General features: G+C 36.0%; 29 protein-coding genes. 15 read left to right on the forward strand and 14 right to left on the reverse strand.

Annotated elements, in window-relative coordinates; all coding sequences use genetic code 11:
• Positions 1-24: 24 nt before the first annotated feature.
• A complete protein-coding gene (locus tag MBBTH_RS10160; protein ID WP_116592926.1) occupies positions 25-231 on the reverse strand; it encodes a histone family protein in 207 nt (68 codons plus the stop codon).
• Between the two features lie 241 nt (positions 232-472).
• On the opposite strand from MBBTH_RS10160, the gene hisG reads away from it, so the two are divergent.
• Both hisG and pyrB read left to right on the forward strand, forming a co-directional pair.
• Entirely contained in the window at positions 473-1,333 is an 861-nt protein-coding gene (gene hisG, locus MBBTH_RS10165) for an ATP phosphoribosyltransferase (RefSeq protein ID WP_116592927.1), read from the forward strand.
• Between the two features lie 66 nt (positions 1,334-1,399).
• A complete protein-coding gene (gene pyrB / locus MBBTH_RS10170) occupies positions 1,400-2,335 on the forward strand; it encodes an aspartate carbamoyltransferase (protein WP_116592928.1) in 936 nt (311 codons plus the stop codon).
• On the opposite strand, the gene MBBTH_RS10175 is transcribed toward pyrB, so the two are convergent.
• Together MBBTH_RS10175 and MBBTH_RS10180 are read right to left on the reverse strand one after the other, a co-directional pair.
• Complete coding sequence (locus tag MBBTH_RS10175) at positions 2,328-3,494, reverse strand: Cdc6/Cdc18 family protein (protein WP_116592929.1); 1,167 nt, start codon at positions 3,492-3,494, stop codon at positions 2,328-2,330. The two genes, pyrB and MBBTH_RS10175, sit on opposite strands and share 8 nt — an antisense overlap.
• A 656-nt stretch (positions 3,495-4,150) precedes the next feature.
• Positions 4,151-4,633, reverse strand: a complete 483-nt coding sequence (locus MBBTH_RS10180; RefSeq protein ID WP_116592930.1) for a DUF2299 domain-containing protein — start codon at positions 4,631-4,633, stop codon at positions 4,151-4,153.
• A 60-nt stretch (positions 4,634-4,693) separates the two neighbouring features.
• Here MBBTH_RS10180 and MBBTH_RS10185 point away from each other — a divergent pair, with 60 nt between their 5' ends.
• Together MBBTH_RS10185 and MBBTH_RS10190 are read left to right on the forward strand one after the other, a co-directional pair.
• Positions 4,694-5,731: a cobalamin biosynthesis protein gene (locus MBBTH_RS10185; RefSeq protein ID WP_116592931.1), complete on the forward strand. Its 1,038-nt coding sequence runs from the start codon at positions 4,694-4,696 to the stop codon at positions 5,729-5,731.
• Entirely contained in the window at positions 5,728-6,747 is a 1,020-nt protein-coding gene (locus tag MBBTH_RS10190; protein WP_116592932.1) for a cobalt-precorrin 5A hydrolase, read from the forward strand. Before MBBTH_RS10185 ends, MBBTH_RS10190 begins: the two co-directional genes overlap by 4 nt.
• 14 nt (positions 6,748-6,761) lie before the next feature.
• Here the strand turns inward: MBBTH_RS10190 and MBBTH_RS10195 are convergent, their stop codons facing one another.
• Entirely contained in the window at positions 6,762-7,010 is a 249-nt protein-coding gene (locus MBBTH_RS10195; RefSeq protein ID WP_116592933.1) for a UPF0147 family protein, read from the reverse strand.
• 146 nt (positions 7,011-7,156) lie between these two features.
• On the opposite strand from MBBTH_RS10195, the gene MBBTH_RS10200 reads away from it, so the two are divergent.
• Positions 7,157-7,318 carry a ribbon-helix-helix domain-containing protein gene (locus tag MBBTH_RS10200; protein WP_116592934.1) on the forward strand — a complete coding sequence of 54 codons (162 nt, stop codon included), beginning with the start codon at positions 7,157-7,159 and terminating at the stop codon, positions 7,316-7,318.
• Here MBBTH_RS10200 and MBBTH_RS10205 read toward each other — a convergent pair.
• Positions 7,315-7,890, reverse strand: coding sequence for a class II aldolase/adducin family protein (locus MBBTH_RS10205; RefSeq protein ID WP_116592935.1), 576 nt, complete (start codon positions 7,888-7,890; stop codon positions 7,315-7,317). The two genes, MBBTH_RS10200 and MBBTH_RS10205, sit on opposite strands and share 4 nt — an antisense overlap.
• A 9-nt stretch (positions 7,891-7,899) precedes the next feature.
• On the reverse strand, positions 7,900-9,585 hold the full coding sequence (locus tag MBBTH_RS10210; protein ID WP_116592936.1) for a DNA-directed DNA polymerase II small subunit: 1,686 nt from the start codon (positions 9,583-9,585) through the stop codon (positions 7,900-7,902).
• A gap of 163 nt (positions 9,586-9,748) precedes the next feature.
• Here MBBTH_RS10210 and MBBTH_RS10215 point away from each other — a divergent pair, with 163 nt between their 5' ends.
• The 4 genes from MBBTH_RS10215 to MBBTH_RS10230 are packed head-to-tail and all read left to right on the forward strand — an operon-like array spanning position 9,749 to position 13,237.
• On the forward strand, positions 9,749-10,246 hold the full coding sequence (locus tag MBBTH_RS10215) for a hypothetical protein (protein WP_116592937.1): 498 nt from the start codon (positions 9,749-9,751) through the stop codon (positions 10,244-10,246).
• 7 nt (positions 10,247-10,253) lie between these two features.
• A complete protein-coding gene (gene cobJ / locus MBBTH_RS10220) occupies positions 10,254-11,327 on the forward strand; it encodes a precorrin-3B C(17)-methyltransferase (RefSeq protein WP_116592938.1) in 1,074 nt (357 codons plus the stop codon).
• 11 nt (positions 11,328-11,338) lie between these two features.
• Positions 11,339-11,938, forward strand: a complete 600-nt coding sequence (locus tag MBBTH_RS10225) for a potassium channel family protein (RefSeq protein WP_116592939.1) — start codon at positions 11,339-11,341, stop codon at positions 11,936-11,938.
• 33 nt (positions 11,939-11,971) lie between these two features.
• Positions 11,972-13,237, forward strand: a complete 1,266-nt coding sequence (locus tag MBBTH_RS10230) for a magnesium transporter (RefSeq protein WP_116592940.1) — start codon at positions 11,972-11,974, stop codon at positions 13,235-13,237.
• 5 nt (positions 13,238-13,242) lie between these two features.
• On the opposite strand, the gene MBBTH_RS10235 is transcribed toward MBBTH_RS10230, so the two are convergent.
• Both MBBTH_RS10235 and MBBTH_RS10240 read right to left on the reverse strand, forming a co-directional pair.
• Positions 13,243-14,097, reverse strand: a complete 855-nt coding sequence (locus MBBTH_RS10235; RefSeq protein WP_133241963.1) for a hypothetical protein — start codon at positions 14,095-14,097, stop codon at positions 13,243-13,245.
• Positions 14,078-15,037, reverse strand: a complete 960-nt coding sequence (locus tag MBBTH_RS10240) for a hypothetical protein (protein WP_116592942.1) — start codon at positions 15,035-15,037, stop codon at positions 14,078-14,080. Before MBBTH_RS10240 ends, MBBTH_RS10235 begins: the two co-directional genes overlap by 20 nt.
• Before the next feature lie 171 nt (positions 15,038-15,208).
• Between MBBTH_RS10240 and MBBTH_RS10245 the strand changes: the two genes are divergently transcribed.
• From MBBTH_RS10245 to cfbA (MBBTH_RS10255), 3 genes are all read left to right on the forward strand, one after another.
• Positions 15,209-15,607, forward strand: coding sequence for a Zn-ribbon domain-containing OB-fold protein (locus tag MBBTH_RS10245; RefSeq protein WP_116592943.1), 399 nt, complete (start codon positions 15,209-15,211; stop codon positions 15,605-15,607).
• The gene (gene cfbA, locus MBBTH_RS10250) at positions 15,579-16,487 is read left to right on the forward strand and encodes a sirohydrochlorin nickelochelatase (protein WP_116592944.1); all 909 of its coding nucleotides are present in this window, start codon (positions 15,579-15,581) and stop codon (positions 16,485-16,487) included. The genes MBBTH_RS10245 and cfbA (MBBTH_RS10250) overlap by 29 nt, the downstream gene beginning before the upstream one ends.
• An 87-nt stretch (positions 16,488-16,574) precedes the next feature.
• Entirely contained in the window at positions 16,575-17,060 is a 486-nt protein-coding gene (gene cfbA / locus MBBTH_RS10255) for a sirohydrochlorin nickelochelatase (RefSeq protein WP_116592945.1), read from the forward strand.
• 52 nt (positions 17,061-17,112) lie between these two features.
• Here the strand turns inward: cfbA (MBBTH_RS10255) and MBBTH_RS10260 are convergent, their stop codons facing one another.
• A complete protein-coding gene (locus tag MBBTH_RS10260; protein WP_165814073.1) occupies positions 17,113-17,367 on the reverse strand; it encodes a type II toxin-antitoxin system RelE family toxin in 255 nt (84 codons plus the stop codon).
• 1 nt (position 17,368) lies between these two features.
• On the reverse strand, positions 17,369-17,590 hold the full coding sequence (locus MBBTH_RS10265) for a hypothetical protein (RefSeq protein ID WP_116592947.1): 222 nt from the start codon (positions 17,588-17,590) through the stop codon (positions 17,369-17,371).
• A 260-nt stretch (positions 17,591-17,850) separates the two neighbouring features.
• On the opposite strand from MBBTH_RS10265, the gene thiL reads away from it, so the two are divergent.
• The 3 genes from thiL to MBBTH_RS10280 all read left to right on the forward strand — a co-directional run bounded on the left by thiL (position 17,851) and on the right by MBBTH_RS10280 (position 20,363).
• Positions 17,851-18,774, forward strand: a complete 924-nt coding sequence (thiL, locus tag MBBTH_RS10270) for a thiamine-phosphate kinase (protein WP_116592948.1) — start codon at positions 17,851-17,853, stop codon at positions 18,772-18,774.
• Entirely contained in the window at positions 18,761-19,633 is an 873-nt protein-coding gene (gene amrS, locus MBBTH_RS10275; RefSeq protein WP_116592949.1) for an AmmeMemoRadiSam system radical SAM enzyme, read from the forward strand. The genes thiL and amrS overlap by 14 nt, the downstream gene beginning before the upstream one ends.
• An 88-nt stretch (positions 19,634-19,721) precedes the next feature.
• Positions 19,722-20,363 (forward strand): zinc metalloprotease, encoded by a 642-nt coding sequence (locus MBBTH_RS10280; RefSeq protein ID WP_116592950.1) that lies wholly within the window; start codon positions 19,722-19,724, stop codon positions 20,361-20,363.
• 381 nt (positions 20,364-20,744) lie between these two features.
• Here MBBTH_RS10280 and MBBTH_RS10285 read toward each other — a convergent pair whose 3' ends face one another.
• The 4 genes from MBBTH_RS10285 to MBBTH_RS10300 form a co-directional block, all read right to left on the reverse strand.
• Entirely contained in the window at positions 20,745-21,062 is a 318-nt protein-coding gene (locus tag MBBTH_RS10285; RefSeq protein WP_116592951.1) for a DUF2149 domain-containing protein, read from the reverse strand.
• Between the two features lie 5 nt (positions 21,063-21,067).
• Positions 21,068-21,667, reverse strand: a complete 600-nt coding sequence (locus MBBTH_RS10290; protein ID WP_116592952.1) for a MotA/TolQ/ExbB proton channel family protein — start codon at positions 21,665-21,667, stop codon at positions 21,068-21,070.
• Positions 21,668-21,939: 272 nt separating this feature from the next.
• Positions 21,940-23,394 carry an ATP-binding protein gene (locus MBBTH_RS10295; RefSeq protein WP_116592953.1) on the reverse strand — a complete coding sequence of 485 codons (1,455 nt, stop codon included), beginning with the start codon at positions 23,392-23,394 and terminating at the stop codon, positions 21,940-21,942.
• Between the two features lie 111 nt (positions 23,395-23,505).
• A complete protein-coding gene (locus MBBTH_RS10300) occupies positions 23,506-23,952 on the reverse strand; it encodes a hypothetical protein (protein ID WP_165814074.1) in 447 nt (148 codons plus the stop codon).
• Positions 23,953-24,002: the final 50 nt, after the last annotated feature.

Here is a 24,002-nt window from a genome sequence, read left to right on the forward strand (position 1 = left end):
TAAAAAAAGTTAGCTAAAAACTATTTATAAGTTTTTGATAGCTAATTTAATGTCTTCTGCTTTAACAGTTTTACGTTTTGCGATTTTAGCAACACTGTTAGCTTCTTTAGCAACGTCACGAGCAACTTCTTCTAAGTATGCAGCTAATTCAGCTTTAGCATCTTCACTTACTCTTTCTGCACCAGATTCTTTGATGATTCTAGCAATAGGAGCTTTTGGTATTTCAGACATGTTTTTCACCTCACATAAATTCTGTTAAAACTTATTATTAGATAAGTCAATAATAAGTTAAATAAGATATAAGATGTCCTAATATTTAAATATTTTGCAAAATCGTGCCAATATTTGGAAAAAAAATAATATAATTAATAAAATTATCAAATAAATCTATTAAAAATTATTACTCCCAAAAAAAGTATTTAATAATATGAATTTACATAATATAATAAGAACAAAAAATTGAGTAGATATGATGAAAATTAAAATTGCCATACCATCAAAGGGAAGAATAAGTGAACCTTCAATAAACATTTTAGAAAAGGCAGGTTTAGGTTTAATCGATAAAAACAATAGAAAATTAATTTCAAAAACATTTAACGATGATATAGAGGTAATGTTTGCAAGAGCGTCTGACATTCCGGAATTTGTAAATGACGGTGTAGCCGATATGGGAATAACAGGCGTTGACTTAATACAGGAAAGCGAATCTGATGTTGAGGAACTTCTTGACCTGAGGTTCGGCCAGACAAAACTCGTCCTTGCAGCTCCGGAGGATTCAGACATCAATTGCGTGGAAGACATTACCAATGACATGAAGGTGGCTACAGAATTTCCTGTCCTGACTAAAAAATACCTGAATGAAAAGGGCCTTGACTTGAAGATTGTCAAATTGAGCGGATCAACAGAAGCGGCACCGTTCATCGGAATTGCAGACCTGATTACCGATTTGACAAGCACAGGAACAACCCTGAAGATGAACCATCTTGAAATCATTGACACAATATTGGAAAGCACAATCAAGCTTATAGCAAATCACAAAAGTCTTGAAGAGAAAAGGGAACTGATTGAATCCGTAAGCACAAGCATTAAGGGTGTGCTCGATGCCGACAGAAAGAAACTGATTATGATGAACGTCTATTCCGATGATTTGGATAAGGTTAAGGATGTAATGCCTTCAATGGGAGGTCTGACAATATCTGAAGTGCTGTCCGATAAAAAGACCGTTGCGGTCCAGGCAGTTATTGATGAAAAAGAGGTCTTTGAACTTGTAAACGACCTCAGAAATGCGGGTGCCCATGACATTCTTGTAGTGCCTATTGAAAGGATTATATGATAACAAAAACAAAATATTAAACATAGGCAAAATCACTGATAACATTTACTGTATGACTGAAAAGGGTTGATTAAAATTTTTAAACTGAAAAACATTATTTCAATAAAAGATTTTGAAAGGGAAGATGTAGAATATATTCTCGATGAGGCATCAAAACTGGAAGACATAGCCAAATCCCGCGAAGTCTCAGAAGAACTCAAGGGAAAGATTCTGGGTTTGATGTTTTTTGAACCTTCAACAAGGACAAAAATGTCATTTGAAACCGCAATGAAACGTTTAAATGGACAATGCATAGGTTTTGAAACTACCGGATCAAGTTCCGTTTCAAAAGGCGAAAGCATTGCGGATACTGCCAAGATGTTTGAGGGATACAGTGATGCATTGGTGATTAGACACGAGCTTGAAGGAGTTTCCAAATTCATATCAGACATTGTGGACGTTCCCGTCATTAACGCCGGTGACGGTGCCGGTCAGCATCCGACACAAACATTGTTGGATCTCTACACCATCAAAAACGAAATCGGCGAAATAGACAATTTGAAAATAGCATTAATCGGTGATTTGAAATTCGGTCGTACAGTACACTCACTGGCAAATGCATTGGGACTGTTCAACAACATCACAATATACCTGGTCTCACCGCCGGAACTCAAAATGCCTCAGGAAATCCTTCACGATTTGAACAAGACAAACATCACCTACATTGAAGCTGAAAAAATCGAGGATGTCATCGATGATGTAAATGTGCTGTATGTAACCAGAATCCAAAAAGAGCGCTTTGCAGACATCGAGGAGTATCAAAAAATAAAAGGGGCATATATCGTCAACAAAAAAATGCTAGAAGGAAAGGATTTAATAGTTATGCATCCTTTGCCAAGAATTGATGAGATAAATGGTGATGTGGACAATACTAAATACAACAAGTATTTCACACAGGCTGCAAATGCAGTCCCTGTAAGAATGGCCATTTTAAAAACATTAATTAAAAACAACCCTAAATAGTGTATAAGGCTGTTTCCAATAATACTTCGTCGCATTGAAGTTTGATAATGTTAGTTCTACCTTTTCCACGACCACGTGAAACTGTGTTGGTTGAGATTATTCCTAACAGCTCCAAATCATTGATGAAGTCAAATATTCTTCTATATGTAACCGCATCACTTTTGGACACGTCAGAGTATGCCTCATAAAGTTTTCCTGAAGTGATCTCCTCACCCTGTTTTGTCAATGTCAAGATTGCTTCCAAAAGCCTTTGTTGCTGTAGAGGTAATGTTGATAGAATCTCGCTGACCTTATTGTGCTCTATTCTGTCTTTCGCTCTTCTTACATGGTCGCTTGTTACTTTTTCTGAATCCTCATCAAATGCCAATTCACCAGCATTCTTAAGCAGATCCAAAGCGTATCTTGCGTCACCCTCTTCTTTGGCCGCCATTGCGGAACATAATGGGATTACGTCACTGTCCAAAACGCCATCATTAAATGACAATAGAGCCCTCTCATTTAAAATATCGGATAATTGATTAGCTCCATAAGGTGGAAATACGATTTCCTTATCGTTTAGGCTGCTTGTAACCCTTGAATTAATAAGATTCTTGAAGTCAAGGTAATTACTGATTGACAATACGGATATGTTGTCTGTCCTTGTCAATGTGTATAGGATTCCGTCGCCGTCCTTTTCAAGCAGGATATCAATTTCGTCCAAAATAACAATCAGGTGCAACTTCCTGCCGAATGCGTTTGTCCTGAACAATTCCCTGAAAGCGTTTACAACCTCTGCCTTGGTCCATCCACGGTTTGGGACATCCCTTCCCAGCCTGTTACATAATTCGGCTATAACCTGATATTCGGTTGTATAGTCTGTGCATCTGATATATTCAATTTTGACAAAAACATTCTCATTGTTTGCAGCTTCTATTAACTGTTCACGTGCAAATTTTGATGCTGCTGTTTTTCCTGTTCCTGTTTTACCATATAGCGTTACATTTGATGGGGTCACGTTATCAAGTACGTCAACCCAGTACTTTGCGATTTGTCTTATCTGTTCGTCTCTGTGTACCAATTTATCAGGTAAGAATCTGTGATCCAAAGGTTTCTTATCTTTGAATATTGGGTTTTTTCGACGACTGCCCACAAGACTCTCATCTTCGAAAATATTTGACATGTGTTTCACCTTTGCTGATTTTATGTGTTATCTTAAAAATTATGAAAAATATGATAAGTATAATTTCCAGTGTTAATAGTATAAAACATGTAATAAATAAAGGTTTTTATTACAATTTTGCATTTGAGTAATAAAATTGTTTGAATTGATAGAAATTAATTTTCTTAAAACTCTTAAAATCAAATTATATTCATTGAAAGTATGTAGTAATTAATATAATTGATAGTAAATCATTTATTTTAAAAAATTCATTGAAAAAATCGTTTAAATTTTAAATATGAAATAGTACTATTTCAAATATAAGATAACAATTTCAAGTGTAAAAATCATATGAAAACAGGCATTTTCTTATTCTAAATTGAGATTTGGACATCACTTTTGAAAAAATTATCATGATTCCTCACAAAGACAGAGAGGTCCATTTCAAGTGTAATGTCATTCATGCAAAAGCCGAAAATCGAGAGGTGGATTTCAAGTGTAAAACCGGTCTTTTTAAAGAAGTTTGAAGACAAAAAATTAAAAAGGGATATGATTGCTTAAAAGTGAAAAAGAAGCTCAGATAGAGGGATAAATTTCAAGTGTTTACAGTTGAAATATACCTCTTCAATCTTAATATACCTTCGCTAACGTTTCACTTGCAATACACCCCTCCCTCTCTAGATGAACATGTCGTTCTCATTGGAAGGAGCAGCATTTACTGCAACATTGCCGAATTTCTGATCAATAAGCCAGATGCAATGCAGTTTGGATTTGAAAATTCTCTTGACTGTTCTTATCAGTTCGTTTTTAGTTAACCCATCTTCAAATATCTGTTCTGTGATGACGAACTGCTGAAGAATGTCATTTGATACCTTGAGCTCATAGTCAACCAGGAATTGATTCAAACCAAAGTTAAGTTCCATTATGAATTCCCGTTGAGTGTTTTTGTCGCTTGAAATCATCAGATTCTGATGCTGAGGTGCAACCTGGGTTGCACAGGCAATTACAACACAATCCTTATCCTTTGGCTTTACGACATCCATTATATTATCATTTGGAAATTCAATGATGTAATGAAAATCAGCGTTTTCATCATATTTCATTTCTCTAAGCAAATCCTCTTCAGATAACCATTTCTCTACGTCTTTTTCGATATTCATAATATCATCTTATTAAAATTTATAATAAATTATTTATTTTTTTATTATATATATTAAATTATGATTGAATATAATTATTTGATTAATGACGTATTGACAAAAAATGTGAATGCTCTTGACTCATTTACAATGTTTGCATTTGTCATTTTGGCATTGATATTGTCATTAATGATTGACATTATATTCGCAGAACTTCCAACAAGAATACATCCTGTGGTGATTGTCGGATCAATGATAAGCTTCTTCAAGAACGTTTTAATCAATTTCAAAAGCAGGCTGTCAGGATTATTCGTTGTAATTGGAGTATGTCTGTTGTCAGCTATTATATTATTTATTATTTATTATATTACATCAATAAACATTATTTTGTTGTTTATTGTATTTACAATACTGTTATCATCCACATTTTCGGTAAATATGCTTTTACAGACCGCTGTTGATGTTGAAAATGCATTGAAGGATAACATCGACAAGGCACGTCAACTTGTCTCATATTTGGTGAGCAGAAAAACCGATGAGCTTACGGAAAGCTTCATTGTTTCAGCAGCGATTGAAAGTCTCACTGAAAACATAACAGATTCATATGTTGCACCGGTATTCTATTATTTCATTTTTGCTTTAATTGTGTTGTTCTATCCATTCGATAACTGTTTATATTTCCTGCTATTGGTTCCAATGCTTTACAGGATTTTCAACACACTTGACGCAATGCTTGGCTATAAGACTGATGAGCTGATAAATATCGGGTTTGTTCCGGCAAAGATCGATGATATTTTAAATTACATTCCGGCACGGATTTCTGGAATCTATGTGGTAATGTCAGCCTACATGCTTAAACTGGATGGGAAAAACGCATATAGGATAATGAGAAGGGACGCCAGAAACTGCCCTTCACCAAATTCAGGATATACAATGGCAACCACCGCCGGAGCGCTGAATATCCAACTGATTAAAAAGGAAACCTATATTTTAGGTGATGACAATAAAGATATTACAGCAGATGATATTTCCAAAGCTGTTAAACTGTCAAAACTGACAATCATGTTGTTCACATTAACAATAATTCTATTATTAACATTACTTTATGTGATTTTATGAAGGTAGCAATAATTTCTGTCTCAGACAAGGGTCAAAAAGTGGCTGAAGATTTAAAGGAAAAATTGGATACAGACTCAACAATAATAAAGACAGACCTGTATCATAAAAATGTTAAAAAGTATTTTCCATTATTATTCAGTGAGTATGATGCGATAGTGGCCATAATGGCATCAGGAATCCTAATCAGGTCAATCGCACCGTTGGTCGAGTCAAAAATATCAGACCCTGCAGTCATAAATATCGACGACAATGCGAATTTCGTTATATCCACATTGTCAGGACATCTTGGCGGGGCTAATAAGCTGACACATAAAATTGCTGACTTGATTGGTGCAACACCTGTCATCACAACTTCCACAGACGTAAACAACAAGCTTGGAATCGATGTCATCGCCAAAGATTTATATTTATCAATCGACAATACAAAAGAGATTCTGTTTTTCAATAAGGCCATCCTGGAAGGCAATGAAATATCATTCACAGTAAACCCTAACAAAAATTTCAATTATCTGTTTGATTATCTGAATAATAATACACTTGAAATTAACCTTTCTATAAATTTTTCATCTAAAGTGCCAACTGATGAAATTCATGTTGAGTATGGCGATCATCATCTGACATTGACAGAAAGGAAAATCGTTGTTGGAATCGGCTGCAGGCGTGGTAAGGAGTGTGAAAAGATATATCATGGATTGATCGAATCAATAGGAGACTTGAACATTAACATTTCAAGGGTAAACATGCTTGCATCTGCCGAGATAAAAAAGGACGAGAAAGGAATTCTGGAATTGTCAGAAAAGCTAAGCATACCTGTTGAATTTGTTGAGTTGGACAAGCTGAAACTATTCGAATCCAATGATGTTTCAAAATCAGAGTTCGTGAAATCAAAATTCGGCATATGGGGTGTCTGTGAACCTTCAGCGCTGATAATGGCAGGTTTCGATTCTAAACTGATATACAAAAAAACCTCTTATGATGGTGTTACAATATCAATTGCGGTGGAAAATAAAAATTAAATAATAGAAACTATTTAAATAGCTTCTAATTTTGAAAGAACTTCCCAAATTAAAGTTCTTGCGTGTACTGGAATATTAGGATCGTTACTGATTTCATCCAATTTTCCAAGAACGGTACTTATTTTAACAGATTGGTCTTGTTCCTCATCGTTTAATAAGTCAACGGATTGACTTGCAGCTTCTCTAATGTTACGTGGAACAGTATTATTATCTGAAATGTAGTTAAGTATTTCACATACTTCATTAATCGCATCATTACTCATTATACTCCCTCCAAACTAAAATATTTAAAAATAAGTAAAATAACTATTAAATAATAATATTTAACATTATTTAATTTAAATAGTTTGTGGTAATTCAAATTATTTGTTACGAAAAATATATATTAAATTAAAATGAATTATTATACATGTCAGAAATAAGCAAAACCACAATAAACTTACCTAAAGATTTAAAAAAAGAATTAAAAAAGATGGCAATCGATGAAGATACTTCATTATCCGGATTAATCATTAAAATGATTGAAGAAGGAATGCAATCAAGAAAAAAACCTAATTCAGATGGAGATTAGTCACCATCTTCAACTGAATTTAACATATGAGTAATAAATTGAGTTTTGGCGGTTTCCTCAACAAAAACAGCCAATAGCATAGCTTCTTTTAGACTGTCACTTACACAAATCACACCATGATTTTTTAAAATTAGGACATCCTCATCTCCAAGACCTTCACCGGCGCTTTTTGCAAGTTCGTCAGATCCAGGCTTCTCATATTCTATGTCTGAGAGGTATGGTGATTTTATTGCACCGAATCCTTCCAGCCTTTTAAGCTTCTTGTTTGAAAAGGCAAATCCTGTGGCATACGGTGAGTGGGTGTGAACTATTGCCTGCACATCAGGTCTTCTTTTATAAATCTCCAAATGCATATTGACTTCTGAAGAAGGCTTTCCCTTTGTCAGAACGTTGGCATCCATGTCAACAAGAACGATATCCTCTTGAGACAGGTTATATAAGGATTTCAAGGTTGGTGTAATGGCAACCACTTCTCCAAATCTTGCACTGATGTTGCCTGCCTTGCCTGAAACCAGGCCTTTTTCGTAAACTTCATTTGAAACGTCAATAATCTCAGCAATATTTTTTTTCATCAAATAACCTCATAAGAATTTAAAGTGTCTGTATTTTCCTTTATGAATGATTGGAACTTCAGCAGGAGTCGGATTGATGTTGTAGATTTTCTGGAACTCTGTCTGTGTCTGGAATGTTCCTGAGTTGATCAAGTGGATTCCCTTGAATTTCTTGTAGCTGTTAATGTGAATGTGTCCTGTGTGGAAAATGTCTGGAAGTTCATCAATAACAAGATAATCTTCAAGTTCTGAAGCCAATGGAGTTCTTTCACCATAGATCGGAGCTAAATGTCTTTTCTGTAACATCTCTTCCATTATATCATCGCTTTTCTCATAGGTGAATTCCTTAACAGCCATCACCAGGTCGTCGAAACTGCGTCCGTGATAGATTAGAACGTTGATTCCGTCAAGTGACACAACACCCGGATTTGAGATGAATTCCACATTATCCAGTTCATACAGAGCCTTTGCATACTCTTCCGGAACCGCCGGCTGTGGCTCTGCAACCCTTGATGCGTCGTGGTTTCCAGGAGCGATAATGATTTTGATGTCACTGCGAATGTTGCCTAAGAATCTTGCCGCCTCATTGTACTGCTCGGTAATGTCCTTTATGGCAAGCTCCTTGTCCTGGTTAGGATACACTCCGATACCGTCCACGATATCCCCACCGATGATTAGGTACTTGACGTCTTCGGCAACCCTTCTCTGTTCCTCATCACCGAACTCACAGTTGATCCAGTCGATGAACCTTTGGAAGGCATCCTCGAGGAATGTCAGGCTTCCGATGTGAACGTCGGACAGGAACACTATACCGAAATCCATTTTCTTTTCAGGGATTCTTAAAACGCCCGGATTGATGATTTCCTGACCGAAGGCAAAGCCCCTGTCGTCGCTCTTGTTAGCTATTACACCTACAACCTCATCCCTCACAAGCTTTTCGGCTTCGGCAAAAAGCTCCTCGTTTTTGTTTGAGAACAAGACGGAAATGTTTCCTGTGTCGTCTTCAAACTCGACAATCTTATGGCCGTTTTTACTTGACCTTATTTCACGGACCATCAAAATCAGACTTAAGCTGTCCTGTGAATCGTCAATGTCAGCTATTTTTGTGTAGTTTCTAAGTTCAGGCCTCTTGGACAGGATGTTGGCCAGCTTTTCGTAACGGCTCTTGAAGTAGGCGATTAGGTTTTCAAGTTCCCCGCTTGTGTATGATTTTTTACTTGTGTCCTGGATTATTTTGAAGTCATATTGGACATTGGTCTTCTGCTCGTTTCTTTTGAACTTGATTTTGGTATCTTTAATAGTTTCAGATGCCTCTAAGATTTCCTTGTTGACATAGGTTTCGGTTTTGTCGCTTTCCTTTTTGAAGCTTTCAAGAGAACCGGTCTTTTCACTTTCTTTTGGGGCATCTTTTTGTGGTGTTTTGTCAACTTCAGGCTCCTTTTTTGGAGCTTCCTTTTCAACGGCGGGTTTTACATCGGCCGCCAATGTTTCCTGATTTGAACTTTCGGCTTTTTGTTTGACGCCGAGTATTTCATCAACAGTTTCACCACTGACAGAAACCAAATCCTTTGAGGAAAATTTATCGCTTTTCAGTTTAACTATTAAGTTAGATGCAAAGTTTAAGGGATTTTCTGCATTAACAACTCGTTCGTATGCTTCAGGTGATAGGTTAATTCCTTTTTTTGCAAATTTTAATAGAATCTTATTAGTTGACATATTGATAAAAATTTTATTTTTTTATATTAATAAACTTTGAGAATTTCACACATCAAAAGTTATTTCGGCCCATTGAATTTAGTTATATTTATTATATATTAAACATAAAATTAAACATACTATAATATAATCTTTAATTATAAAAGATTGAGTTTGTGATAAAATGGCGAATAAGATAGTTAGAATTATTTTAATTATAGTATTATTTGTTGTATTTTTTGAATTGGGACTTTTCAGTTCATACACAATCGTTACAGCTGAAGCTCCAAATCCTCAAGCTTTAATTGATATGCAGATATCCAAGGTCACTGAATTTTTCAGTCCTGAAAATGTTAACGAGGCATTGATTAAGGATCCGACTCCGGTCAACATTACAAACAAGAAGGATGTCGGGCTGAAAATGGAGGAGCTGTCGAAGGTTGACGGTGTGAACGTCGATTCAATGAATATAACCACTTATGATGATACTGACAATAAGAATTTAACAGTTAATATTGAAGCTTTAGGTTACGCTTCTCCTAATTCAACTTCCGGCCAAATTGTAATCAGCCAAACTCCTTCATACAAGGTTATTGCCACAGGACAGGCTGAATACAAGGAAAACGGATTGAGAGTTGATGAGAACACCATAACAATAACTTCAATTTTACAATTGTACTAGTGATACCATGATTAATGTAATAGGAATTGGTCAAAATAGGGACAACATGACTCTGGGAGCCATCAGGGCCATTGAGGAGTCAGATGTGATAATAGGCTATAAGAAATACATCGACCAGATTGAAGACCTGATTGAAGATAAGGAAGTCATCAAAAAAGGTATGGGTGATGAGATAGCTAGAGCCGAATTTGCAATCCAAAAAAGTCTTGAGGGCCAAACCGTTTCATTAATAAGTTCCGGAGACCCAGGGGTCTTTGGAATGGCAAACGTGCTGTATCAAATTGTCAGCAAATATGAAGGCGTTGAAATCAAGGTATATCCAGGTGTATCTGCACTGAATTATGCATCAAGCCACCTAGGCGCACCTTTACATGACTTTGCGGCAATCAGCCTAAGCAACATCCTAACCCCAATGTCTGAAATCGAGAAGAAGTTAAGGTATGCGCTTGAGGCCAATATGATAGTTGCAATATACAATCCGATAAGCAAAACACGTAAGGAACCTTTCAGAAGATTCAAACAATGTGTTTTGGAAATCAAGGGTGAGGATGCACTGATAGGCATTGTGGACAGTACCTATGAGCCTCCAAAAGCAACAATAGTCAAGGCCAAGGACCTGACAGAGGACATCGTAAACATGTCCTGCACATTGATTGTCGGAAACGATATAACTTATGTTCAAGATAATAACCTGATTACACCAAGAGGATACGTTATCAGGTCAAAAATTCATCCTTTATCACAAAATCATTATGAAAAGTTCTTGAATGGTGAAGTCCCTCACGGACCAAACCGTGAGTGCGAGTTTTACCCATGCCACTGGGACGGCCAATACTGCGATTTCTGCTATTGTCCATTTTATCCATGTGGAGACTCAGCGACCGGAGGGGAATGGATTAAGGGCAAAGGTGTTTGGAACTGTACAAACTGCCACTGGCTACATGAAAAGGAAACAGTCGAATACTTAAGAGAGCCTTTGCAAAACATTCTCGAAGAGGTTGAGGACTTGAAAACCAAGAAAAAGACCTTATTGAAACTTAGAAAAGCATGCTTATTAAAAACAAATCCAAATGATCTTTAGGGGAATTTGAATTGTCAATTAAAAATCTTTTAATAGAAATGAAAAATATGTCGGAATTAATGGTTGATTTAGCTTATTCAGCTGTTTTATTCAACAGTAAAGCAGCAGCTGAAGAGGTTCTTGCATTGGAAAATGAAGTCAATGCAATGAATTATGAAATCAAAAAAGAATCATTAGTTGCCGCACGATCTTATGAAGATGCGGAAAAACTAACCGCATTGCTTGAAATCGCCGAAGCGGCTGAAAGTATTGCAAACGCAGCTAAAGATTTGGCCGATTTAGTAATAACCGGGTTTAAACCACACCCTGTATTCAAGATGGTTATGGAAGAATCAGATAAAAGTATTGTTAGAGTAAGAATCGAAGAATCTTCAGATTTAGCAAACAATACCTTAGGAGATTTATTATTAGTAAATCGTACAGGTATGAGAGTAATTGCAATCAGAAGAGGTTCATCATGGATTTACGGACCAGATAAACGCACAATGCTTTTACCGGACGATACTTTAATTTTAAAAGGAACAGACGAAGGAGCAGATTTGCTTGAAAAATTGGCTGCCGGAACCTGTTCACTAGAAGACATTCCAGAAGAATTAGAAGACGAAGACTAAAGAGTGATAAAATGATTATGGGTAGTGATATTTGTGAAAGAACAACAGAAGAAGATTCGCAGTCCACTATCTGTAATTTCAACATTTCCTGATTTTGTTGAAGAACACAGTTCTGTAATCAAAGAAAGCCTGATAGCCCTATTGATTTGTGCAATAGGCGATTTATGTGCAGGTATTATTTTGGGTAAGATGACCTTTTTCCTTGAAGCTTTTCCAGGATTACTGGTAATTATCCCTGGAGCCATTGGAATGAGGGGAAACATTTTTGGTTCTTTTGCCTCAAGGCTATCAACAAACCTTCACATTGGTATAATATCTGCAAAATTCGAATTTTCAGAAGAGCTGAACTATAACATATTCTCATCATTTGTTTTGACACTTGTCCTGTCATTGTTTTTAGCAATAATTGCAAAGGCATTATGTATTCTACTGCATCAGCCTTCAATGAGCGTACTCGATTTCATTTTAATCAGCGTAATTGCCGGTGTGATTTCAAACCTGATTATGCTTCCGATAACAATGATTGTATCATTCAAGAGTTTTGAGCACGGATGGGACCCGGATAATATCACAAGTCCAATCATAGCGGCATTCGGTGATCTTTTCACATTGCCGGCAATCATAGCTTCAGTGTTTATCCTACAGGCAATGAAGTTTAACATGATGTTTAAGGATTGTGTTCTCGTTATAATATTAATAGCCGTTGCGGTTAGTTTTGTTTATTGCTACAGGTTATCATATGAAACCAAATCCATCTTAAAGCAATCCACCCCGGTTTTACTCTTGTGTTCCCTTTTGGGAGGAGCGGCCGGAGGAATCTTGAACTCTGCAGTTGAAACATTGCTTACAAATCCGAGCCTGCTTACATTGTTACCTTTATTCTCAGGTGAGTGCGGTAGCCTCATCAGTATTTTGGGTGCAAGATTGTCATCAGGACTTCACTCCGGTTTGGTCGAACCGTTTAAAAAACCGGAAGGGGAAGCTGTTCACAACTTTATAATCAGCTTTATTTTAGCCATTATAGTGTTCCCATTAATAGGCCTTTTGGCTGAAGGTTCTTCCTATGGGCTTGGCGTAACCGGTGTAGGATTTGATAAGATACTTATGATTTCAACATTTGCGGGACTGATTTTGGTTGCAATCATGGTGACTATCGTCTATTACGTGTCAATCACATCATATAACAATAACCTGGACCCGGATAACATCGTGATTCCTATTTCAACAAGTATCACAGACTCAATTTCAAGCCTGATATTGATTTCAGTTTCATTGCTTATATTGGGCGTTTTAATTTAGGGCTATCAATACCATGCCTTCATCGTCAATTTGCATTCGTTGGTCCTGAAGTAATCGTAGTTCAGGAATTTCTCATCGAAATCCTTTGGCACAGACACCAGCACGGCTCTTGCATGAGGCTTGTCGAGATGAATGAACACAACGGCACTGTCATCCGTGAAATCAATTTTGTCATTTAAGTAAATCTTGTTGGAGTGGGCCGTTTGCCAATTCTGAGCTTCCTCTTCACTTGTAGTGCCGACAATGTATTTTAGATGATACACTTCATCGTTGTCCACCAACAGATAGTAATCAGATTTCCGTAGATTGCCTGGAAACACCTTGAAGTAATTGCAGCTATGTTTATCCTGTGCATGATGCTTATTGCATTTTCCATCATTTTGAAAGTCTATGAGAGCATAGCCCTTGTAAAAGTCACATTTCACCAGTCTGTTGGTTGAAAAGATTACATTTCCCTCATCACTGTCACCTATTTTTACACTTGAAATGGTACTCTCTTGCGGGATCAATTCAATCGAAGATTTGATTTTCGAGCCCAGCAATTTTTCATATACCATATCCTCATAATTTTCGCCCAAGGCTATCAGTTTGGCATAGGAGACGCTGTTGGGAATTGTCTGTCCATCAACATTCACGATTGCAAGTCCTGGAGTTCCCTTTACATATTCATTCCAATTATTCGGAATTCCTGGATTGTTTATTAAATAGTCAAGGGTTTCAGAGGCTAGCTTTTCCATATTATTGATTTCCTGTGTCTTCATGACTTTTTCAGTGGAATTTTCAACCGAAGTGAGGATGACTCCAAAAATCATCACAATCACTATCAGGATTATTCCGATTTCAATCAGTCGCATTGCCATAGTCACTCAACCCGTATTTTTTTCTGTGTGATGAATCCAAAATCAGGCTGTCCCAGTCGTTTGGGTCAATCTTCTCGCCGTTGTAATGATCTGCAAAGACAACATGGTCCGAACATGACAGCGATTCATTGCCCAATGGCGTATGAGTCTGTATGAATACTTCCATTCCATAATGTGGGCACTTGCCCTTGCCCTCCAGCCTGCACAAGTAGCAGCTTCCGTCAGCGCTTTCATGAAAATATCCTGTATCCAGACAGTCATCCAATACCCCCGGGTCGCCGTGATGAACATAAGGGTCATATGGGCATTTCTTGATTGTCATAGGTGCGGTTGCCTCAATATATGATTCCGGAGAATCCAAATCGTGCAGAAGCATATAGGCGGACAGTGCTGTTTTGTAGTGTATCTTATCGTCATAGGCCATAACCCCTGAAACTATTGTCAGCTTGGCTATTGGCAACGGATCTCTCAAACCCTCTATCGTTGCATTTCTCTCAATGATTTGTGAAAATCTCTCATCGTCCTTTTCACCGTTCAGCTTCACCCTAAAGAGAACCTTCCATGGCGAATCGCTTGCCTCGACTGAGAGGACTTCAGATGACAGGTCAACGTCATATTTATCCTCGAATTCATCGTTTTTCATGTTCAAATGTTTATCTAGATTTTTTTTGATTTGGCCTTCGCTGTCATGAACCGGCAGTCCATTGTACACTTTCTCTGTTGCTTCGGCTATCGATTCCCTTCCCAGCACCTCCAAATTTGTTGAATAGTCATCAATGATGTATTTGAAGTTGTCATTGGCTTGTGATTCAATGTTTTGATTTTGGATATAATTTATTGAACTTAAAACAAAAATGCACATCAACAGCAACATTAAAATTAAAATGCCGGTAGTGCCTACAATTATATTGCCTTTCGAGTCTGGTTTTCTCAGTTTCATTCTTAAAGGTTTGCCGTGGAATTTATAAATCGCTTTTTGAAGTGCGACTATATGATTTTGTGTAAAAGTGTAATAATTTTTTGCAGATTTCGTAAAAATAGTAATAAAAAAAATACCTATTTATATTATTGAAGATAAATTATACTTATTGAAAATTATAGGAGGCATTACATGTCCGATACTGTAAGAACATGGCGTCATATACAACAGAGATATAATCTTATAGGTTCCAAATGTAACACCTGTGGTGAAGTATTCTTCCCATCTCGTGTTGTTTGTCCTAACTGTAGGAGAAAAGGAGACCTTGAACCTTTCCAATTTTCAGGAAAAGGAAAAATATACACTTATTCAGTAATCAGATCAGCACCTGATGACTTTAAAAAATCAGCTCCATATGCTGTAGCTGTCATCGAACTTGAAGAAGGTGCAAAATTAACCACACAACTAGTCGATTGCGATGTGGATTCACTTGAAATCGGCGACGATGTTGAAATGGTATTTAGAAGAGTTAGAGAGGATGGAGAAGACGGAGTAATCTCATATGGATACAAATTCAAAGTTATCAAGTAATACCGGTGTAATTCTCGTCAGCCACGGCAGTACCTTGCCCTACGCTGAAGAGGTGTTCACTGAAATAAAACAGAAATTTATCAAAAAGACTGGTCTTGCGGCTGAAATAGGATACATGAAAGTTTCAGAGCCTACTATTGCTGGTGCTGTAGACATTCTAAAAGAGGAAATTGATGATTTGGATAAAATCATCGCTCTTCCTGTATTTTTAGCTCCAGGAATTCACACCAACATCGACATTCCGCAATTGTTAGGTCTTGAACCTTTGGAGGAAGATCCGAGATGTCCCGACGGTAACTATCCGCCTGAACATTATTTGTCAATAGCTCCCGATGTCGATTTTGACGGCGAAATTGAACTTTTAAGTTCAATCGGCCCGAGGGATGAGCTTTTGGATATCATAGATAAAAGGATTCAAGAGGCATTGGCCGAATCCAAATTAGGCGACGATGCAAAAACCGGAATTTTGCTTGTAACCCACGGTTCCAGATTGAATTACAACAAGGAATTCGCAACCGCATTATACAATAAGTTTGAAAAGACCTGCGAATTGCCTTCAAGCTTTGGATTTATGGAATTGTGCGGACCAAGCATTCCTGAATCAATTAACAAACTTGTCGATGAGAACGGACTGGAAAGGCTTGTTGTCATACCTGTCTTCATTGCTCCTGGAATGCACACAACCCATGATATTCCACACATCCTAGGATTTTTGGATGACCATGAACATGAGCATTCACATTCACATGACCATGGCGACCACGACCATGTGCATGACTTGACTCCGGTCGAGTTCGATGGAGAGATATTATATCCGGAGCCTATCAAAGCGGACGATATCCTAATAGACATTTTAGCTAAAATGATTGATGGAAAATGATTGTTTTTCCATATATTTTTTTGAAAAATTTTTTAATCAAGATAACTTAATAGAATTTAACTTAAAATTTAATAATGGTTGATATTTATGTCAGATAAAACAGGAATATTATTATTGTCACACGGTTCAAGATTGGACGATGGTGAGGAAGTAATTAAGGCTTATAAGGAAATGTATGCAGAAGAGTTTCCGGACATGCCGGTGGAATATGGTTTCATGGAAATCAGAAAACCGGGAATCCCTGAAACAATCAAGAAATTAACAGAAGAAAACGATTTGGAAAAAATCATCGTTGTACCGGTCTTTGTCGCACATGGATTACATACAAAAAGGGACATTCCAGGAATGCTTGGCATTGAAAGCGATTTTGAGTCAGAAGAAGGTCATCATCACCACCATCATGACCACGATGACCACGACCATGGACACAGTCACGGACATCATCATCACCACCATCACGACCACGATGAAGAGCCTGTCAAATTCGATGGCGAAATCGTTCTAACAGATCCTTTGGGAATCGACAAAAGAATGTATGAAATCATCAAGGACAGAGTTTCAGAACACTTATAGTTCTGAAATTCACTTACTTTTTTTGAATTTTTGAGGTTATTTTGGAAAAAAACTATTGATATACTTTTGAGCGATCTTCAATTCGTCCAATATAAATGCAATTGTTGTCTACTCTAAAACAGATTCTATAATTTCCTTTTCTTGCTCTTTTGTATTTTGGATATTTTTTTACTTTTTTATAATCGCTGTCTTCAGGATTGTTTAATATTTCTTCTAATTTTTCACGAATCAATTTATAAGCTATTGGATTTTTCTTTTTATAGTATTTCAATTGTTTTAAAGCAGAACGTTTAAATTCAAGTTCCATATTAATCATCTAGGTATGTGTCAAGTTCATCTAATGAAGAAAAGTGAACTCCTTCACCATTTGCAAATTCTTTATCTGCTTCAATTAAGTCTTTGATTCCTTGATATTCTTCATACTCATCTAATAATTTAGAGATAATATCATTGAAAGAATCATTTTTGTGTCCAATGTCTGCTAATCTTTCATGATTAATTAAACTGACTCTGATAGATTTGGTTTCCATTTTATATCACCTAATAATATATGTGTAGTTTAAGTATATATAGTTTACAATGTATACTTAGTATACATAATCAACAATATTAATTCAAGGTTGTCTATTTTTGAACATGTTATCTTCATTAATTATTAGTTTACTGCCGTTCATAATTAATTTTCCACAGTCAACTCAATAGGTTTATAATTTATCATTTTTTGATATTTTCCAATATCATATTCCGTTTTTCTAAAGACTTATTTATTTTAAAATTTATACTAATATTCATGACCTTGAAAGTCTCAGACATCGGTGAAAAGGAACTGGTTAGATATATTATTTCCAATTCCAAAGATATCACACCGGATGACACCGCAATAACCAATTTCAACGATACAAACCTGATTTCCACATGTGACATGCTAATCCAGTCAAGGCATTTTCCAAAGAACATGACATATTTTGACATGGGATTCAAGGCAGTCACAGTCAATGTTAGTGATCTTGCGGCCATGGGAGCCGAACCTTTAGGTTTCTTACTTGCAATAGCTATTCCTAAGGATTTAAGATTGGATGACTTTAAAGAAATCATTGATGGGGTTTTGAAGGCTTGCGATTACTATTCAATTCCATTGATTGGCGGAGACACCAATGAGGCGTCCGAAATTATCATTAACGGAACGGCATTAGGTTTGAGTGATAGCCCGTTAATGAAGGATACCTATCACAAAGGCGATTTGATAGCCGTCACCGGCGATATCGGCCTTGCAGCATTAGGCTTTGAACTGGACACTTGGGATAATGTTTATGTCAAACATGCCTTAAGGCCAGAGGCAAAGATTAAGGAAGGATTAATACTAAAGGATTATGCGACATCCGCAACGGACATCACCGATGGGCTTGCAAGCGAACTGTATGAGATTAAAAAGGACGATTATGGCTTCATGATTTATGAGGAGATGCTGAACGTTTCCGATGAGTACAAGCAATTGGCCGACAAATTGGGCCTTGATTATCTGGATTTGATTCTTCATGTCGGCGAGGACTTTGAGCTGTTGTTTACAATATCAAGGGAGAATCTGGAGAAATTGCCGATTGACTGCATCGTGATTGGTGAGGTAAACGATTCCGATGTCATTGAGCTTACATTGGAAAACGGCTTTGTTGAAAGAATTAAGAATGAGGGTTATGAGCATTATGTTAGTGAGTAGTGATTTGTACAAGAAAAGTTCCAAGACTCAAAAGATTCGCTGTGAGATTTGCGCAAACTATTGCAAGATAGCCGACGGCAATGTGGGAATTTGCTGTCAGCACAAGAACATCAACGGCGAGCTGTTTGACGAGTCATATGGTATTGTCTCATCACTTTCGCCTGATCCCGTCGAGAAGAAGCCATTGAATCATTTCCTGCCGGGCACTTTCACATATTCGATAGGCGGTTTTGGATGCAACATGGCCTGTTTGCATTGCCAGAACTATATGATATCACAGGAATATGACAAGTATTCAAGAGGCATTAAGATAACACCAGAAGCGATTGTGGAAAATGCACTTAAATTCAATTGCAAGTCAATTGCTTGGACCTATAATGAACCTACCATACACTTGCCTTTCAACAAGAAAACTTCCCTGTTGGCAAGGCAGAAAAACCTCAAGGTTATTTACGTCACAAACGGATACTTCTCCGACAAGTCCATTGAGGAGGTGTTGGGTTTTGTCGACGCCTTCAATATTGACCTCAAGTCAATGTCAGCCGATTTTTACAAAAAGGTCTGCCGGGCGGATTTGGATGTAGTTCTGAATAACATAAAAAGGGTCTATGATGAGGGCAAGCACCTTGAAATAACAAATTTGATAATCAATGATTATAACGATTCAATTTCCCAAATTTCTGCCTTATGCGATTTTGTACTTGAGGAATTGGGTCCTGAAGTGCCGCTGCATTTCTCAAGGGCATTCCCATACTATAAAATGAATGACATTGAGCCGACAAGGGCTGAAATACTCTATAAGGCAAGGGAGATAGCCAAGGATAAAGGAATCAAAAATGTTCATTTAGGAAACATTTAAAAATAATTCTAAATCAATATAACTTTTTTTTCATTTTAATATTTTTTAGAAAAAATTTTATATAAAATAATATAATATTTAAAATTATATGAAATTTACAAAGAATGAAGTAAGGGATTTAATCATTGCATTCATTGTACTTTCAGTCGCTTTTGCAATATCAAGTGTAAGACTAGATGTCCATCAATTCGTTTCAATTTTACCGATTGTCATGGTGGGTGTAGCCTTAGGGTCTATAGTGCATGAGCTTGGACAGAAATACATTGCAGCAAAATATGGTTATGAAGCCGAATTTAAAGCATGGCCCCTTGGATTATTAATATCACTTGCATCATCATTTATCGGAATCGTATTTGCAATGCCGGGTTCAGTTTTTACTAATGATGACAATATGGATGATGAGATAAATGGCAGAATCGCAATTGCCGGACCGATGGCTAATATGGCTCTTGCAATCCTATTCATAGTAATTGCAGCTTTAATATTTCCTTTAAAAGCATACTCTAATGTTTTTACATTAATATATTTAATTTGCACTGTAGGATTCTCTGTTAATAGTTTTTTAGCTACATTTAACTTATTTCCCCTTTACACATTAGATGGAACAAAAATTATGAAGTGGGATCCTAAAATCTGGATTATTATATTCGCAATATCTGGAATAATGCTTTTGTCATCCATAACAATCGGTGCGGAAAAGATGGTTCAATTCATCATTATGAGAAGTTAGATGCCCCATCATTATTTAACTGTAGATTTTTTTAAGCTAATTTTTTTAGATTTGATTTAAATGTGAAATAATCAGAGAATCATATAATTAAAAATGTTAGAAATATGTTTCATACATTATTATTGAATCTAAATCGATAGGCATATAAATAGTAATTTATTCAACATTGATGAAAAACAAAAATGATGAACCATGTTTACACTTAATAAAAAAATGAAAAATATCTTAAAGAGAATGCCAAATCATCAGAGATAGATGTACATTGCCATTTGAAAAATTAGCATGTTAAAAACAATATTAAAAATAAATAAAAAAACAAGTAATTAAAATAACAGTCACCCCAGTAACCGTTAGTTTAATTATCTAAAAAATTAATATAAACTACCCTTCGACCATGATGAGCTTGCCCGTCGACGGATCCTTATAAACCTTACCCATCTCGGTATAACCCTGACCTGAACTGTTACTGGTATCCGGAGCCTCATCCAACTGAGTGCCCTGATCAATCTCAGTAGTCTTCTGCTGCATCTGCTCCTGAATATTCTCACTTGGATCAATCATCGCCTGCATATTCCAGGAAATAATAACAAAAACCAGAAAACCAACAGCAATAACCAGCATAGCATCCACCAAGTTGGATGTTCCGGCCATCGGATCTTCCTCAACACGCTCACGCCTACGCTGTCTGCTTCTAACCATGGTATCTACTCCATATAGTCAAGCACCGCATCAGACAATGCATCCAAATCAGCCAAAGCCTTATCACACCACTGCTTTCGAATCTTACCCAATACATAGCATAATGCACCGGAACCGATACCCACAATGGTTGTGTTAAAAGCAATTGTCAGGGATGATGCCAAAGTGTTAATGTCACCAGCACCCAAAGCCGCAAGACCGGGACCCATAGGAATCAATGTACCCATCAAACCCAATGTCGGCCCTACACGGGTGATGACATCAGTCTTGTTCAAGGTCTTGTCAACACGCTCCTCTTCAACCTCAACGAGTCTTCTTGCCAAAGCCTCACGTGAGGACTTTTTCATGGTTGAAGAGTTGGCAATCTCAGAGAGCATAACCTTCTGATTTGAGGGAATATTACTGTTTTTGATAATACTTTTAACCTCATCAATGGATGAGGCATTGTTAATCGCCCACATCATGTCACGAGTATCCCGGACTTTATGATTTTTGTTTTTAAAGTACTCGGCAATCACCTCCCCTAACAGGAACAATGAAAGAACCACAATAATCAAAAGAATAATCAATACAGGTATGGAGAGGCTCTGTGAGATAATGTTCATCGCATCCGCAACGAAAGTGCCGCCAAAAAAAAAGAAAGCATTAATAAAAAAACCTCCATATTAATAGAAAAAAGAAACGATAAGGAAAATTTTTCCCCTTATCTGATTACTACTTTGATTTTTTTAGTGACTGTCTTGTAGGTTTCCGCCACCTTTGTTATTTGATAGTTGCGACACTATCCTTTCGCCAAACCCTATCTTTTTAGACACAACCTAATATGTTACAACACTAATCAATCTTTAAACATATAGTTAAAATTAATTTAACCCATTTATAATAATGAAAATGTCTTTATAGGAATATAAATGACATTATCATCTTTTGTTATGACCTCAGTTGTATTGGAGATTATTATTCCATAATCGGAACCATACTTGTTAATCGCTTTTGTGATTTGTCTTTTAGTTTTTTCCCCAAGACCGACTTCAATAGGTATCGGATTTTCAAATCCTTTTTTAATTAGAAAATCTACCGTATTTTTACCATAATCGAAAAAAACATCAAATTTAAAATAATTTTCATTATTCATTGCATTAAACAATGCTGATGCTACAAGATTTTCAACCAATATTCCCTCATAATCTTCCTTTTTCATTGAAGAAAAACCGAAGTGAAAATTTATGGCATGCCTAATGCTTGAATTAGCAAAATAATAATTCCATGATTTTTTCACACGACCTCCAGGACTGACATAAGGTTCATAATGAAATATCAACTGTGTTTTTTCCAATAGTCTAAGCAACGAATTAACTGTACTTTTATTTGTATTTGCACTTTGGGCCAATGTGGCCTGGGATACCTCTCCGGGAAATTTTTGCGCTAAAAACTGCAATAAACGAAGGGAATGGTCTTCACTATCTTTCGTGATGTTTCTTATTGTTCCCAAATCTTTTGTAACTATGGTATCCACAGATTCATAGAGTTTTTCACAGGCTTTCCTTTCTGTTTTTTCATGCATTACAGATGGAAATCCTCCAAATTTAAAATATTTATCCCAATCATTAGAGGTATAATTTTTAAGACCCATTAAATCCATATTTATTTTCTGCTCCAGTTCACAGGATTTGTCAATTTCAGATGTAAAAAGCAGATTGAACAATTCATTTGAAATGCTTCCAGTATCATAATTATATTTTAATTTCAAATGCTGTGAATAATTTAATGGAAAAATAGAATTTCTTATCATTCTTCTTTTAGCTTCATTTTCATATTCTAATTTTAAAGCTGATGATCCGGTGAAAATCATGAATATTTTTTTACTTTGATCATATATTATTTTTCCCGCCATTGACCAATCCTTATCAAAGTGAGCCTCATCAATTAAAAGAAATAATTCCTTATTAATAGTTCTTGGAGTTAAATGATGAAATTCATCCAGATAAAACTCTATCGTGTCTAAAATATCGCATTTTGTTATTTTATTGATTTGGTCGCATGATATATACAAGATTTGATTTTGATTAATGTTTTTTGTTTTTAACAGATATTCATAGACTTGATATAAAATTGTTGTTTTTCCAACACCCCTCAATCCCGGCAAAACAATAAAACGATTAATATTGTCCCCCTCTAAAAAATCATCAATGACTTTGGTTATATCTTTAAAGTCATTTCTATGGTTAAATGCTTCATTATGGTAACTTAATTCTTCATCTAATATCAAGGGCATTTCAGTTGTTTGCTTTTGAAGGTAATTTCGCATTGAATTTTTTTCATCAGAATTCATAAATTTTATCCTCCCACAAATTAATTATAAATTATTAATTATTATATTGGTCGTTCATATATAAATATATGATTAATATAATAATCGATAATATATAAATGATTGATTATTTTAATATTTGATCTTAAAGAAAATCGTAAAGATAATATCTTTATATTCATCAAAGACATCTAAACCGGAATTGTTAATTAACCAATCACCAATTGTATTTTCATTATAATCGTTAATTTCGTTTGTCATGTGGTCTGTAAATACTTCAATTTTCTTTTGAAGAGACATCATAACCATATCATTCTTTTGAGGCTCATTTTCAAGATATTCTTTGAATTTGTCTCTAAAATCATCAACACTGTTGAGATCTTCATTCCTCATTTGTTCTCGAAAATCCTTGATTAAAGTTTCAAATGGAATAGTGATGAAATTTGCATTGTTATATATCATAATCCCCATAGGCGGATTTTTAGACAACATGAACAACTTATTAACCCCTTCATATGTTTTATTTCCATTTACTGTAACAACACTATCAGCAGCCATTGCAACTGCACTTGGAGTCATAATCAGCACTTCCGAAGTCATATGAATAACACCTCCATTTATATTAATAA

The sequence above is a fragment of the Methanobrevibacter thaueri genome (assembly GCF_003111625.1).
Lineage (GTDB): Archaea > Methanobacteriota > Methanobacteria > Methanobacteriales > Methanobacteriaceae > Methanocatella > Methanocatella thaueri.